Source organism: Streptomyces sp. NPDC015532 (assembly GCF_043078065.1).
In the GTDB taxonomy this organism is placed as follows: domain Bacteria; phylum Actinomycetota; class Actinomycetes; order Streptomycetales; family Streptomycetaceae; genus Streptomyces.
The window spans coordinates 286,611-299,368 of the sequence record NZ_JBIBSY010000009.1; the positions used below are offsets into that span (position 1 = coordinate 286,611).

At 70.8% G+C, this 12,758-nt stretch carries 10 protein-coding genes; 2 read left to right on the plus strand and 8 right to left on the minus strand.

All coding sequences use genetic code 11. The annotated features are described in order from the left end of the window. Positions 1-310: 310 nt before the first annotated feature. From ACF07B_RS26370 to mce, 5 genes are all read right to left on the minus strand, one after another. Entirely contained in the window at positions 311-1,078 is a 768-nt protein-coding gene (locus tag ACF07B_RS26370) for an ABC transporter permease (RefSeq protein WP_369486345.1), read from the minus strand. Between the two features lie 3 nt (positions 1,079-1,081). Beyond that, positions 1,082-2,098, minus strand: coding sequence for an ABC transporter ATP-binding protein (locus tag ACF07B_RS26375; RefSeq protein ID WP_392180754.1), 1,017 nt, complete (start codon positions 2,096-2,098; stop codon positions 1,082-1,084). A 95-nt stretch (positions 2,099-2,193) separates the two neighbouring features. Then, a complete protein-coding gene (locus ACF07B_RS26380) occupies positions 2,194-3,129 on the minus strand; it encodes a cellulose-binding protein (protein ID WP_326785464.1) in 936 nt (311 codons plus the stop codon). A gap of 182 nt (positions 3,130-3,311) precedes the next feature. Continuing rightward, the gene (gene scy / locus ACF07B_RS26385) at positions 3,312-7,160 is read right to left on the minus strand and encodes a polarized growth protein Scy (RefSeq protein WP_392180755.1); all 3,849 of its coding nucleotides are present in this window, start codon (positions 7,158-7,160) and stop codon (positions 3,312-3,314) included. A 243-nt stretch (positions 7,161-7,403) separates the two neighbouring features. Continuing rightward, a complete protein-coding gene (mce, locus tag ACF07B_RS26390) occupies positions 7,404-7,844 on the minus strand; it encodes a methylmalonyl-CoA epimerase (RefSeq protein WP_369486348.1) in 441 nt (146 codons plus the stop codon). Positions 7,845-7,991: 147 nt separating this feature from the next. Between mce and ACF07B_RS26395 the strand changes: the two genes are divergently transcribed. Continuing rightward, positions 7,992-9,194 carry an acetyl-CoA C-acetyltransferase gene (locus ACF07B_RS26395; RefSeq protein WP_369486349.1) on the plus strand — a complete coding sequence of 401 codons (1,203 nt, stop codon included), beginning with the start codon at positions 7,992-7,994 and terminating at the stop codon, positions 9,192-9,194. Positions 9,195-9,234: 40 nt separating this feature from the next. Continuing rightward, positions 9,235-10,191, plus strand: coding sequence for a methylmalonyl Co-A mutase-associated GTPase MeaB (meaB, locus tag ACF07B_RS26400; RefSeq protein ID WP_369486350.1), 957 nt, complete (start codon positions 9,235-9,237; stop codon positions 10,189-10,191). A 538-nt stretch (positions 10,192-10,729) separates the two neighbouring features. Here meaB and ACF07B_RS26405 read toward each other — a convergent pair. The 3 genes from ACF07B_RS26405 to ACF07B_RS26415 all read right to left on the minus strand — a co-directional run bounded on the left by ACF07B_RS26405 (position 10,730) and on the right by ACF07B_RS26415 (position 12,758). Next, complete coding sequence (locus ACF07B_RS26405; RefSeq protein WP_362398601.1) at positions 10,730-11,206, minus strand: MarR family transcriptional regulator; 477 nt, start codon at positions 11,204-11,206, stop codon at positions 10,730-10,732. A gap of 104 nt (positions 11,207-11,310) precedes the next feature. Next, positions 11,311-12,111, minus strand: coding sequence for an AIM24 family protein (locus ACF07B_RS26410; protein WP_326785459.1), 801 nt, complete (start codon positions 12,109-12,111; stop codon positions 11,311-11,313). After that, positions 12,108-12,758, minus strand: coding sequence for an AIM24 family protein (locus ACF07B_RS26415; protein ID WP_362398829.1), 651 nt, complete (start codon positions 12,756-12,758; stop codon positions 12,108-12,110). Before ACF07B_RS26415 ends, ACF07B_RS26410 begins: the two co-directional genes overlap by 4 nt.

Below are 12,758 nucleotides of genomic sequence, written 5' to 3' on the forward strand. Positions count from 1 at the left end.
TCTCCGCACCCATCGAAAGGTTCAGGACGTCGGGGCGCACGCCCCCGTAAGGGTTAGGAGGATATCCGGGCGTCGGCGGTTCCACTCAAGGGGAAGTAAAGTCCCGCCCATCAACGGGTGAAAGATCCAGGAGAGGGCGAGTTTTCGTACGGCCGTTCTGTCAGGTACTCGTCTTTCCTGGTGGGACGGGAAAAGAGAATGCGTCGCCCTGATCAAGTCGATCGCGTTGAGACTCTTCGGCTGGTGGCTGGTCAGACTTCGACGGGCCGACTTCTCCCCGGTCCGGACGGTGACGATCCGTCGGGGCGGTCTACGCGTCCCGTTTCTTGAGCAGGGCGTAGCCGCCGGCCAGGGACACGGCCACCCACAGCAGCATGATGCCGAGGCCGCCCCAGGGACCGTAGGGGGTGTCGTCGATGGGTGTCACCACCCGCAGGATCCTGCTGCCGGCCTGGTCGGGGAGGTAGCGGCCGACCTTCTTGGTCGCGGAGACCGCGCCCAGGATGTTGGAGATCAGGAAGAAGAACGGCATCAGGATGCCCAGCGAGAGCATCGGGGAGCGCAGCATCGCCGCGACACCCATCGAGAACACGGCGATGAGCGTCATGTAGAGCCCTCCGCCGATCACCGCGCGCAGCACCCCCGTGTCGCTGATCGACGCCTTGTGCGTGCCGAGCGCCGCCTGCCCCACGAAGAACGTGATGAAGCTGGTGATCATCCCGACGGCCAGGGCGAGGCCGGCCGCCACCGCGACCTTGCTGAACAGGAAGGTGCCGCGCTGGGGGACCGCCGAGAGCGAGGTGCGGATCATGCCGGTGCTGTACTCGTTGCCGACGACGAGCACGCCGAACACGATCATCGCGAGCTGGCCGAGGGTCATGCCCGCGAAACTGATGAACGTCGGGTCGAAGGTGAGCCGGTCCTGGCGGCTCAGGTTGTCGAACTCGTTCTTGGAGAGGATCGAGATGAGCAGGCCCAGCGCGATCGTGACGACTGCCGCGAGGCTCAGCGTCCACACCGTGGACGACACTGAACGGATCTTGGTCCACTCGGACCTGAGGACCTGGGTGGCCGCCATCTCTCAGCCCTTCTTCCAGTCGCTGCCCCACTGCGGGCCAGGGGCGGGGACGGGGCGCGCGTCCGGCGGGCCCGACGCGAGTTCCTGCCCCGGCGCGAGTTCCTGCCCCGGCGCGTCCGTGTGCGCGTGGTACTCCACCGACTCCGCGGTCAGGCGCATGAACGCCTCCTCCAGCGAAGCCTGCTGAGGGCTCAGCTCGTGCAGCACGAGCCGATGCTGCGCGGCCAGCTCCCCGATGCGCTCCGGTTTCCCGTCGTCCACCTCCAGCGCCCCGCCGCCCGTCTGGACGACGGTGATCCCCGCGCTCGTCAGCACGTCGAGCAGCCGCTCGCGCTGCGGGGAGCGGACCCGGACGTAACTGCGCGAGTTCTGCCGGATGAAGTCCGCCATCGAGGTGTCGGCGAGCAGCCTGCCCTGGCCGATGACGACGAGATGGTCGGCGGTCAGCGCCATCTCGCTCATGAGGTGGGAGGAGACGAAGACCGTACGGCCCTGGGACGCGAGGGATTTCATCAGGTTGCGGATCCAGTGGATGCCCTCGGGGTCGAGGCCGTTGACCGGCTCGTCGAACATCAGGATCCGCGGGTCGCCCAGCAGCGCGCCCGCGATGCCGAGCCGCTGGCCCATGCCCAGCGAGAACCCCTTCGCCTTCTTCCGCGCGACCGCGGTGAGGCCGACGGTGTCGAGGACCTCGTGCACCCGGGCCCGCGGGATGCCGTTGCTCTGGGCGAGGCACAGCAGATGGTTGAAGGCGCTGCGGCCACCGTGCATGGCCTGGGCGTCCAGCAGGGCGCCGATGTACTTGAGAGGGTCCTTGAGCCGGTCGTAGTGCTGCCCGTCGATCCGTACGTCGCCGGCCGTGGGACGGTCGAGCCCGAGCATCATCCGCATCGTCGTGGACTTCCCGGCGCCGTTGGGACCGAGGAAGCCGGTCACGATGCCGGGTCTGACGGAGAAGGTGAGGTTGTTGACCGCCACCTTCTCGCCGTACCGCTTCGTCAGCCCCTCGAGCTCGATCATGCGGCCACGCTAAGACGGCCCCCGGGGGCCTGCCACTTGACGACAAGGCCCGCGCCCTCGGCAGAGGGAGCGGGCCCTGGTGTCGTGCTGTGCGGTTACCGGGACTGCTGTGCCGGAACCCCGCGGGAGATCGGCTCGTCCTCCGCCGGGCCGGTGGCGGCGGCCACCGCGGCGCCCGTGAGCGTCGCGAGCATCTCGCGGACGTTCGTGAGCTGCGCGTTGATCGAGTCGCGGCGGTTGGTGAGGGCGGCCAGCTCGCGCTCGGACTCCGAACGGATCCGGTCGGCCTTGGCGTTGGCGTCGGCCACGATGTCCTCGGCCTGGCGCTGAGCCGTCTCCACCGTCTGGCGGGCGCGGCGCTCGGCGTCCGTGCGCAGCTTCTCGGCCTCCAGGCGGAGCTGCTCCGCGCGGTGCTCGATCTCCGCGAGGCGCTTCTCGGCCTTGGCCTGCCGCGAGGCCAGGTCGCGCTCGGACTGCTCGCGGCGCTTGGCGAGGTTCGTCTCGAAATCGGCGGCGGCCTGGGCCGCCTTGGCGCGGGTCTCCTCGAAGAGGGCGTCCGCCTCCTCGCGCTTGGAGGACGCGTCCTTCTGCGCCTCGGAGCGCAGCTGAGAGGCGTCGCTCTTGGCCTTCTCGACGATCCGGACGCCCTCGTCCTCCGCCTTGGACTTGCGGTCCGCGGCGAACGACTCGGCGTCGTTGCGCACCTGCTGAGCCGCCGACTCGGCGAGCTCGCGGTGCTGCTCGGACGCGCGACGGGCCTCCTCGCGCAGGTCCTTGGCCTCCTCCTCGGCGAGGCGGAGGATCTTCTCGACGCGTGCGCCGAGACCGGCGTACGACGGCTCGGCGTCGCTCACCTGCGCCTGGGCGTTCTGCGTTTCGAGATGGAGTTCCTCGATGCGCTTTTCAAGGGCGGTGATACGGGCCAGAGCGCTGTCACGGTCGGAGACGAGCTTCGAGATGCGTTCGTCCACCTGAGCGCGGTCGTATCCACGCCGCACAAGCTCGAAGCCGTAGGGGGAAGTGTCGCTCATGGGGTTCCTGTCGAATGAGACCGGTGAGGTGATAGGTGGAATCCTAGGGGGCAATGCGGTGTGTCATCGAGCGGATACGTGTTTGATCTGGAGAATGACACCCCTTTTGGGTGGCCGGCCGTCGGAAGACTTGCCAGAACCTGTGACAAACGTCCTACTAAGCACGTAATCCGCGCTTCCGCCTAGCTCTCCGACGCCTTGCCACCCGACCGTGCCGCCCCCGCGGCCGCACCGGCCTTCACCCCGCCGTCCTTGCCGGCCGCGGGAGCCTCGAAGGACTCCAACGCTTCCAGGACGTCCTGGACACGGGAGATCTCCGTGTTGATGTCCTCACGCCGCCGGACGAGGACCTCCAGGTCGCGCTTGCCCTCCTCGACGGCGGCCTTCGCCTCCTGGATGGCCTCAGACCTGATCTTCTCCGCCTCGCCGACGAGCGAGGACTTCTTCTGCTCGGCCTCCTTGAGGAGCCCCTCGGCCTTGCGCACGGCCGCGATACGGACCTTGCTCGCCTCGGAGTTCGCCTCCGCCACCAGGTCCTTGGCCTTCGCCTCGGCCTCGGCGAGCTGGTCCTCGGCGGCCTTGATGAGCGCGTCGCACCGGTCGCCCGCGTTCTTCATCGCCTCGGACGACTCGCGGCGCGCCCGCTCGTGCAGATCCTCGATCTCGGACGTGACACGGTCGCGCAGTTCCTCGGCGCGCTCCCGGATCGCCGTGGCGTCCCGGCGCGCGCCGATCAGCAGCTCGTCCGCGTCCGCACGGGACCGCTCCACGAGGGTGTTGCCCTCGACGGTCGCCTCCGAGACGAGCCGCTCGGCCTCGCCACGCGCCACACCGACCATCGTGTCGGCCTGCGACTCGGCGTCCGCCGTCGTCTTCTGCGCGCTCTGCTGCGCCTCCGAGAGCAGCTTGTCCGCCTCGGCCGCCGTCTCGGAGATGAGCGTGTCGACCTGCTCGGCCGCCTCGGAGCGCTTCTTGTTGGCCTCCTGGCGTGCCTCGTCCAGCAGGCGGTCGGCCTCCTCGCGCGCGGCCGTCGTACGCCGCTCGCCCTCCTCCGTCGCCCGTACCTTGAAGCGCTCGGCCTCGGTGCGGATCCGCTCGGAGTGCTGCTGAGCGGAACCGACCGCCTCGGCGGCCTCGGCGCGCAGCCGCTCCGCGTCACCGGTCGCGTCCGCGATGAGCTTCTCGGCCTTGGCCACGGACTCGGCGCGTACCCGTTCGGCCTCGGCCGCGGTCTCGGTCCCGAGCCGCTCGGCCTCCGCCGTCGCCTCGGTGATGAGCGTGTCCACCTGCGCGGCGGCGTCCGAGCGGATCCGGTTCGCGTCCTCCCGGGCGTCCGCACGGGTGCGCGCGGCGTCCTGGTCGGCGTTCGCGATGGCGTCCGACACCTCGGTGCGCACCCGCTGGGCGTGCTCGGAGGCGTCCGAGCGCATCCGCTCGGCCTCCGCGATCGCTTCCGCGACCGTGCGCTCCGCGAGCGCGCTCGCGGCCTCCCGCTCCTCGCTCGCCTCGCGCCGCAGCCGCGCCGCGTCCTCGGAGGCCCGCTCGCGCTCGGCGTACGCGTCGGCGCGGACCCGGTCCGCCTCCTCCTGCGCCTCGGTCCGCGTACGGTCCGCCACGTGCTCGGCGGCCGAGCGCAGCCCGGTGATCTCCTCCTGGGCCTGCTCGTGCAGCCCCGCCACCGAGTCCCGCACCTGCTGCGCGGTCTGCTCGGCGTTGGTGACCATCTCGGTCGCGCGCCGGTCGGCCTCCTCCACGAGACGTACGGCCTCGGCCTGTGCCTCCTCGACGCGCTTGCGCGCGGAAGCCAGCAGTTCCTCGCTCTGCTCGCGGGCCCGCTCGCGCTCCTGGTCGGCCTCCTGGCGCGCCGAACCGAGGGTCTCCTCGGCCTCGCGGCGGCGCCGGGCGGCCTCCTCCTGCGCGGCGGCCAGCGTCTCGGCACCCTCGGCCGCCAGGCGCTCGGCCGCTGCCTGTGCCTCGCTCCGCACCCGGTCGGCGCTGTCCTGTGCCTCCGACTTGAGCCGCTCGGCCTCCGCCGCCGCGTCCGAACGCAGCCGTACGGCGATGGCCTCGCCCTCGGCACGGGACGTCGAAGCGTCCGCCGCGGCCTCGTCGCGCAGCCGGTCGGCCTCCGTCGCGGCCTGAGCCTGGAGCGTACGGATCCGCTCGGCGGACTCCGAACGCAGCCGGTCGATCTCCTCGGCGGCCTCGCGGCGGATCCGCTCGGCCTCGCCGCGCGCGTCGGTCAGCGCCTGCTCGGCGGCGGCCAGACGCTCCTCGGCCTCCGTGTGCAGCCGGGCCAGCCCCTCGGCGGCCTCGGCCTGACGGGCCTCTATGGCCCGCTCGGTCTCCTCGCGCTGCCGCTCGGCGGCCCGCTCCGCGTCGGCCGCGATCGTCTCGGCCTGCTCGACGGCGTCCGCGCGGTTCCGCTCGGCCTCCGCACGGGTCCGCTCCAGCGTCTCCTCGGCCTGCCGGCGCAGCGTCGTGGCGCGCTCGATGGCCTCGGTGCGGACCTTCTCGCTGTCCGCCGTGGCGGCCTGGCGCAGCTCGTCCGCGTCCGCCTTCGCCTTGGCGAGCACTTCCTCGGCGGTCCGCGCGCCCTCCTCGATCTGCTGGACGGCCTCGCGCCGGGCCTCGGCGCGGATGCGCTCACCCTCGGCGACCGCGTCCGAACGCAGCTGCTCCGCGTCCCCGCGCAGCCGCCGCGCCTCCTCCTGGAGCTCGACCGTCTTGGCGCGGTACTCCTTGGTGTCGTCCTTCGCCGTGCCCTTGAGCTGCTCGGCGATGTCGTGCGCCTCGGCGCGCAGCCGGTCGGCCTCGGTCTCCGCCTCGGTGCGGATCCGCTCGGCCTCCTCGGACGCCGCCTTCGTGGTCCGCTTGGCCTCCTCGGACGCCTTGTTCAGGACGTCCTCGGCGGTCCGGGCCGCCTTGGCGAGCTGGGAGGCTGTCTCCTCGGCGGTGAGGCTGCGCGCGCTCTCCTCGGCCTCCGCGACGATCGTCTCGGCCTTGCTGCGGGCGTCCGCGACGATCTGCTCGGCCTCGGACTTGGTGGTCTCGGCCTCCTGGCTGGCCTCGTTGACCAGCCGGGCGACCTGCTCCTTCGCCGTACGGGTGCGCTGTTCGTTGACCGACTCGGCGCTCGCGATCGTCTTCGCCGCGGCTTCCTTGGCCTCGTTCAGGACCTTGTCGGCCTCGGCCTGCGCCTCGCGCAGCGCCGCCTCGGCGGCGCTCATCCGCTGCTCGGCGGTCCGGCTCAGCTCGGTGGCCTGACGGCGGGCGTTGTCCGACTCGCTCGCCGTGGAGCTGCGCAGCTGCTCGGCGTGGTCGGTGGCCTCCTGGGCCTGGGTCGAGGCGGCGTTCAGCAGCCGCTCGGCGTCCGTGCGGGCACGGCGCAGCAGCGCCTCGGCCTCCGCGCGGGCCGCCTCGGCGTCGGTGGTGAGCCGCTGGCGGGCTTCGGCGGCGACCCGCTCGGCCTCGGCGCGGGCCGCGGCGAGCGCCTGCTCGGCCTCGGCGCGCGACTCGTCCAGCAGCCGGCGGGCCTGGGACTCGGAGCGGGCGCGGAGCTGTTCCGCCCACGCCACGTTCTCGTTGACGTGCGACTCGACGGTCTGGCGGCGTTCCGCCAGCTCCTGGTCGAGCTGCTGACGCCGGGTGACGGCCTCCTGGTGCAGCTCCGCCTGGAGCCGGGCCGAATGCTCGGCGTGCTCCTGCAGGAGACGCTGGGTCTGCGCCCGTGCCTGGCTGATCTCGCGCTCGGCGTCGACGCGCAGCTGGTCGGCCTGCATCTGGGCATTACGGAGCATCTGCTCGGCCTGGTAGCCGATGTCGGCCCCGTCGTAGGCAGGACGGGTCGCCAGACTGCGGCGCGCCTCGTGCAGCTTGGCGCGCAGCACCTCGACCTGATAGCCGCGGTCCTCGGCGTGCTGGACGGCCTTCTCCCGCTCGGTCTTCAGCCGTTCCATCTCGGCCTCGAACCGAGAGAGGTGGTCGACGTCAGCCGCCGGCTCTCGCTCCTGGCGTTCGTAGCCCCGCACTGCGCGGTCCCATCCGTCCCCTGGTCGCAAGTAATTCCGAACGAGCACCGTTCTTCCGCCGAACGGGGCCCCCGGGGAATGGTGTCAGATCAACGGCGGAGCACGGGCTGCTGCCCCGACGCTCGCCCCCCGAAACCTGGACCCCGGCCCTTGGTCCCGCTCGCCGGAAGGCGTCAGGACCGCGGCCGTCCCCCGCGAAAGGCGACGGCCGAGCCCAACCCTACCGGCCCAGATATACGGAGGTCAGTGCTCAGGTGACTCAACCGCCGCCGAAGTGACCAGTTCTGTCAGGACGCCGTGGCAATCCTTGGGGTGCAGAAACGTGATCCGGGACCCCATGGACCCGGTCCGGGGCTCGTCGTAGAGCACCCGGACGCCCTTGTTCCGGATGTCCGCGGCGTCACCGTCGACGTCCGCCGTGCCGAAGGCGATGTGGTGCACGCCCTCGCCGTTCTTGGCCAGCCATTTGCCCACGGCGGAGTCCTCGCGGGTGGGTTCCAGCAGTTGGAGGTAGGAGGCGCCGCCGTCGGACGTCTCGTTGATCTTGAGCATGGCCTCCCGGACGCCCTGCTCCTCATTGATCTCGGAGTGGAAGACTTCGAAGCCGTACGTCGCACGGTAGAACTCGACAGTGGCGTCGAGGTCGAAACAGGCGATCCCGATGTGGTCGATTCGCGTCAGCATGGAGTCAGTGCAGCGCTCCCGGCGTGGTTACGCAACGTGCGCGCGATCACACTGCGGGCCGGATGACGGGTGGCCTACCGCTCAGTACATTCTCAGTAAACCCTCGTTCACTCCTCGGCTGTGCAGCCGGTAAGGGGATCGCACCTCATGTCTGGAACGAACAGCAGTACCTCGGTGATCGTCGCGGGCGCCCGAACGCCCATGGGACGGTTGCTGGGCTCGCTGAAGTCCTTCTCCGGGGCCGACCTCGGTGGCTTCGCGATCAAGGCCGCCCTCGACCGTGCGGGCATCGGCGGCGACCAGGTGCAGTACGTGATCATGGGCCAGGTGCTCCAGGCCGGGGCAGGGCAGATCCCGGCACGCCAGGCCGCCGTCAAGGCGGGCATCCCCATGAACGTCCCGGCGCTCACCATCAACAAGGTGTGCCTCTCCGGCCTCGACGCCATCGCCCTCGCGGACCAGCTGATCCGCGCCGGCGAGTTCGACATCGTGGTCGCCGGCGGCCAGGAGTCCATGACGAACGCCCCGCACCTGCTCCCGAAGTCCCGCGAGGGCTACAAGTACGGCGCCATCGAGATGCTCGACGCCATGGCCCATGACGGTCTGACGGACGCCTTCGAGAACATCGCCATGGGCGAGTCCACGGAGAAGCACAACACCCGTCTCGGCATCCAGCGCCCGGTGCAGGACGAGATCGCCGCCCTCTCCCACCAGCGCGCGGCCGCCGCTCAGAAGAACGGCGTCTTCGAGGCGGAGATCACACCGATCGAGATCCCGCAGCGCAAGGGCGAGCCCGTCGTCTTCAGCAAGGACGAGGGCATCCGCGCCGAGACGACCGCCGAGTCGCTCGGCAGGCTGCGCCCCGCCTTCGCCAAGGACGGCACCATCACCGCCGGCAGCGCCTCCCAGATCTCGGACGGCGCGGCCGCCGTGGTCGTGATGAGCAAGGCCAAGGCGCTGGAGCTCGGTCTGGACTGGATCGCGGAGATCGGCGCCCACGGCAACGTGGCGGGCCCGGACAACTCCCTCCAGTCGCAGCCCTCGAACGCGATCCTGCACGCCCTGAAGAAGGAGGGCCTGGAGGTCGAGGACCTCGACCTGATCGAGATCAACGAGGCCTTCGCGGCCGTCGCGGTCCAGTCAATGAAGGACCTCGGGGTGTCCACGGAAAAGGTGAACGTCAACGGCGGCGCCATCGCCCTCGGTCACCCGATCGGCATGTCCGGCGCCCGGCTCGTGCTGCACCTGGCCCTCGAACTGAAGCGGCGCGGCGGCGGTGTGGGCGCGGCCGCCCTGTGCGGCGGCGGCGGTCAGGGCGATGCTCTGATCGTGCGGGTGGCCAAGGCCTGACCCGCGTTCGACCGACCGACCTCTCGTGAACGGAGCTGTGATGCAGGACGTCTCCTCGCTGGTGACCCAGGCCAGGGAAGGACGGCCGCGGGCGGTGGCCAGGCTGATCTCCCTCGTGGAGGGAGCCGCACCGCAGCTCCGTGAGGTCATGGCCGCGCTGGCCCCGCTGACCGGCAACGCGTACGTGGTGGGGCTCACCGGTTCGCCCGGCGTCGGCAAGTCGACGTCGACGTCGGCGCTGGTGAAGGCCTACCGGCGGCAGGGCAAGCGGGTCGGCGTACTGGCCGTCGACCCGTCCTCGCCGTTCTCCGGCGGCGCGCTGCTCGGCGACCGCGTCCGGATGTCCGACCACGCCTCGGACCCGGGCGTCTACATCCGCTCGATGGCGACGCGCGGTCACCTGGGCGGACTGGCCTGGTCGGCCCCCCAGGCCATCCGGGTCCTGGACGCGGCGGGCTGCGACGTGATCCTGGTGGAGACGGTGGGCGTCGGCCAGTCGGAGGTGGAGATCGCCTCCCAGGCCGACACCTCCGTCGTCCTCCTCGCCCCCGGCATGGGCGACGGCATCCAGGCGGCCAAGGCCGGAATCCTGGAGATCGGCGACGTGTACGTCGTCAACAAGGCCGACCGCGACGGCGCCGACGCGACCGCCCGCGAGCTCAACCACATGCTCAGCCTCGGTGAGTCCCGGGGCCCGGGGGCCTGGCGCCCGCCGATCGTCAAGACCGTGGCCGCGCGCGGGGAGGGCATCGACGAGGTCGTCGAGGCGCTGGAGAAGCACCGGGCGTGGATGGAGGAGCACGGCGTCCTGGCCGAGCGCCGGCTCGCCCGGGCGTCCCAGGAGGTCGAGACGATCGCCGTCACCGCGCTGCGCCGGCGGATCGGCGACCTCCACGGCGACCGCCGTCTCAGCGCCCTCGCCGAGCGCATCGTCGCGGGCGAACTGGACCCCTACGAAGCCGCCGACACCCTGATCCAGGGCCTGACGGAGAGCTGAACCGGACCGGCGCGAGGCGCCGGGACACCCGCTCCGGAGCCGACCCGCACTCTCCTGTGCCGGGTCGGCTCGACGCGTTTCCGGCACGATGCGGCGCGCAACAGGAGAACCCACCCTTGCCGCAGCGGCACGGCGCGGTGTGGTGCGCCGGGACCCTCACGGGAGCCGCGGCGACCACCCGTGACCCGTCCAGGGGTGCGATGACACGGGCGGGTGTGCTCACGCGGCGAGCGCCGCGGAGGCGCCGGCTTCACGCCGGTACCCCGAGGGACGCTTCGGGGTGCGGCGGCACGCGCGGCTCTGCCGACACCCGCCGGTGCGCCGGAGGGACGAGCGCCGGAGGCGGTGCCGAGCGCTGGCCGCGGGGCGGCGGGACGGCGGCGGTTCCGTCTGTGCGGGAACGCACGGACCCCGCGTCCGGATGTGGACGCGGGGTCCGTGCGGCCTGCGGCGCGCGGCCCGTGGTGACGGGCGGCGCGCGACTGCCCGGCCGAGGCCTGCCACCGGGATCACGCCGCTGACGCGGCGCCCCGGGGTCCTACGGTTTGCCGCGCTGTCCCAGCAGGTGTTCGGCGATCGGGCGCAGGGACTTGTGCAGGTCCTCCAGCGCCTCGGGTGACAGCAGGTCGATGAAGTGCCGCCGCACGGACGCCACATGATGCGGCGAGACCTTCTGCATCGTCTCCATGCCGTGCTCGGTGAGGACCGCGTACAGCCCTCGCCGGTCGGACTCGCAGTTCTCCCGGCGCACAAGATCCGCGTTCTCCATGCGCGTGATCTGGTGCGAGAGCCGGCTCTTGGACTGGAGGGTGGCGGACGCCAGGTCGCTCATCCGCATCCGCACGCCCTCCGACTCGGAGAGGTTCACCAGGATCTCGTAGTCGTTCATCGTCAGCCCGAACGGCTGGAGGTCCCTCTCAAGCTGGTACGTCAACAGCCTGTTGACCTCCAGGTGGGTGCGCCAGGCGCACTGCTCCGCATCGGTCAGCCAGCGCGTGGCCGTCTCGGTCTCCATAAATGAAGTCTACCTAAAATGTTGAAAGGCGAACTAGTGAGGGGTTATGTGACTGTGCGCACGTGTTCGACGTGCGTTCGATGTCACACTCCGCAGACTACCGCTCACAGCCCGAAGCGACGCTGGAGGTCCCCCAGCTGTCCGGGAAGGCGCGGTGCGCCGGCTTGCCCCCCGTGCTGACCGGGCACCCCTCCCGCGCCGGGCACTCCCGCCTGCTGCGGGACCGCCCCCGTGGCCTGCTCGGCCATCAGGATCTCGGTGGACTGGAGCAGCACCGTGCCCGCCCCCACGAACTCGAACTGGTGCTCCTCGCCGGAGGCCCCTCCGAGGCCCGTCATCGCACGTAGACCGCCCATCACGCCTGTCATGTACGCATGGTCGTAGTGGTGGCAGGGGGAGGGGCAGTCCGCCCATCCGACGAGGGCCTGCGGGTCCACCCGGATCGGGGGTTCCATGAACACCACCGGACCGTTGGACGCGGCCACGAACTTGCCGGTTCCGATCAGTGTCAGAAAGCCCGGCACGATCGACTGCTTGAGCGCGAGACTTGGCTGAAAAGCGAGCAAGTTGCCAGAGCGAATGGTCAAGTTGCCGTCGTCGAGATCGTACGAATTCACGTCGAAGGCCCGGTCGGCGAGCAGCATCTTGCCCGAGCCCTGTGCCACGACCCAGTCGCTCGCGTGCAGTGGCGAATGGAACGACGTACGGACAAGACGGTCAAGTCGGCCGTGCCCGATGCCGTTGAACTCCATCGATCCGTAGTAGGCGATCATCTTGCCCTTCTGCAGGAACCACTGGCTCCCCTTGAGCTCCACGCAGAAGGTGTAGTTGTTGACGTTGTCGTCGACCGGCAGCGACATCGGATCGTGGATCACCGGACCGCCGGGGGTTCCGTACCCGCTCACAGCTTCTCCTCCGAGGCCTGGACGTACACCGAACCGCTGCCGCTCAGCTCCAGCTGGAACGCCTCGCCCGAACCGCGTCCCACCATGTCGCGCCAGCCAAGCGCCGTGGACAGCTTGTTGCGTACGTCGCCGTGGTGCGCCACATACGCCTGCGGGTCGACGTGCACCGCGCGCTGCGGGGTGATCGGGATCTCGAAGACCCCGCCGTGCGCCATCACGGCCACCGCCCCGTGGCCCTTGAGCGTGGTCGTGAACAGCCCCTGACCCGTCACCTGGCCCCGCACCATGCCCATGACGCCGCCCTGTGAGCCCAGGAACATCGTGCCCTGCTGGAGTGTCCCGTCGAAGGCCAGCAGCCGGTCCGCCTCGACATACAGGGTGTCCCCGGTGAGGCTGATCACCTGGACATGGTGGCCGCCGTGCCCGAAGAGCACCGTGCCCGAACCCTCCACGGTCATGAGGGGAGTCGCCTCGTTGGCCAGGCGGCGGCCGATCATCGACATCACCCCGCCCTGCCCGCCCTGGATGTTGGGGGTGAACGACACGTCGCCCTTGTACGCGAGCATCGCGCCGCGCTGGCTGAACAGCCGCTGCCCCGGCAGCACCGTCGCCTCGACCACCTTCGAGTTCACCTCGCGGAACGCCAT

Coding starts and splice junctions, on each gene's coding strand:
- ACF07B_RS26395 (WP_369486349.1), top strand. CDS start 7,992: ATGTCTGGAACGAACAGCAGTACCTCGGTGATCGTCGCGGGCGCCCGA.
- ACF07B_RS26405 (WP_362398601.1), bottom strand. CDS start 11,206: ATGGAGACCGAGACGGCCACGCGCTGGCTGACCGATGCGGAGCAGTGC.
- mce (WP_369486348.1), bottom strand. CDS start 7,844: ATGCTGACGCGAATCGACCACATCGGGATCGCCTGTTTCGACCTCGAC.
- meaB (WP_369486350.1), top strand. CDS start 9,235: ATGCAGGACGTCTCCTCGCTGGTGACCCAGGCCAGGGAAGGACGGCCG.
- ACF07B_RS26380 (WP_326785464.1), bottom strand. CDS start 3,129: ATGAGCGACACTTCCCCCTACGGCTTCGAGCTTGTGCGGCGTGGATAC.
- ACF07B_RS26415 (WP_362398829.1), bottom strand. CDS start 12,758: ATGGCGTTCCGCGAGGTGAACTCGAAGGTGGTCGAGGCGACGGTGCTG.
- ACF07B_RS26370 (WP_369486345.1), bottom strand. CDS start 1,078: ATGGCGGCCACCCAGGTCCTCAGGTCCGAGTGGACCAAGATCCGTTCA.
- ACF07B_RS26375 (WP_392180754.1), bottom strand. CDS start 2,098: ATGATCGAGCTCGAGGGGCTGACGAAGCGGTACGGCGAGAAGGTGGCG.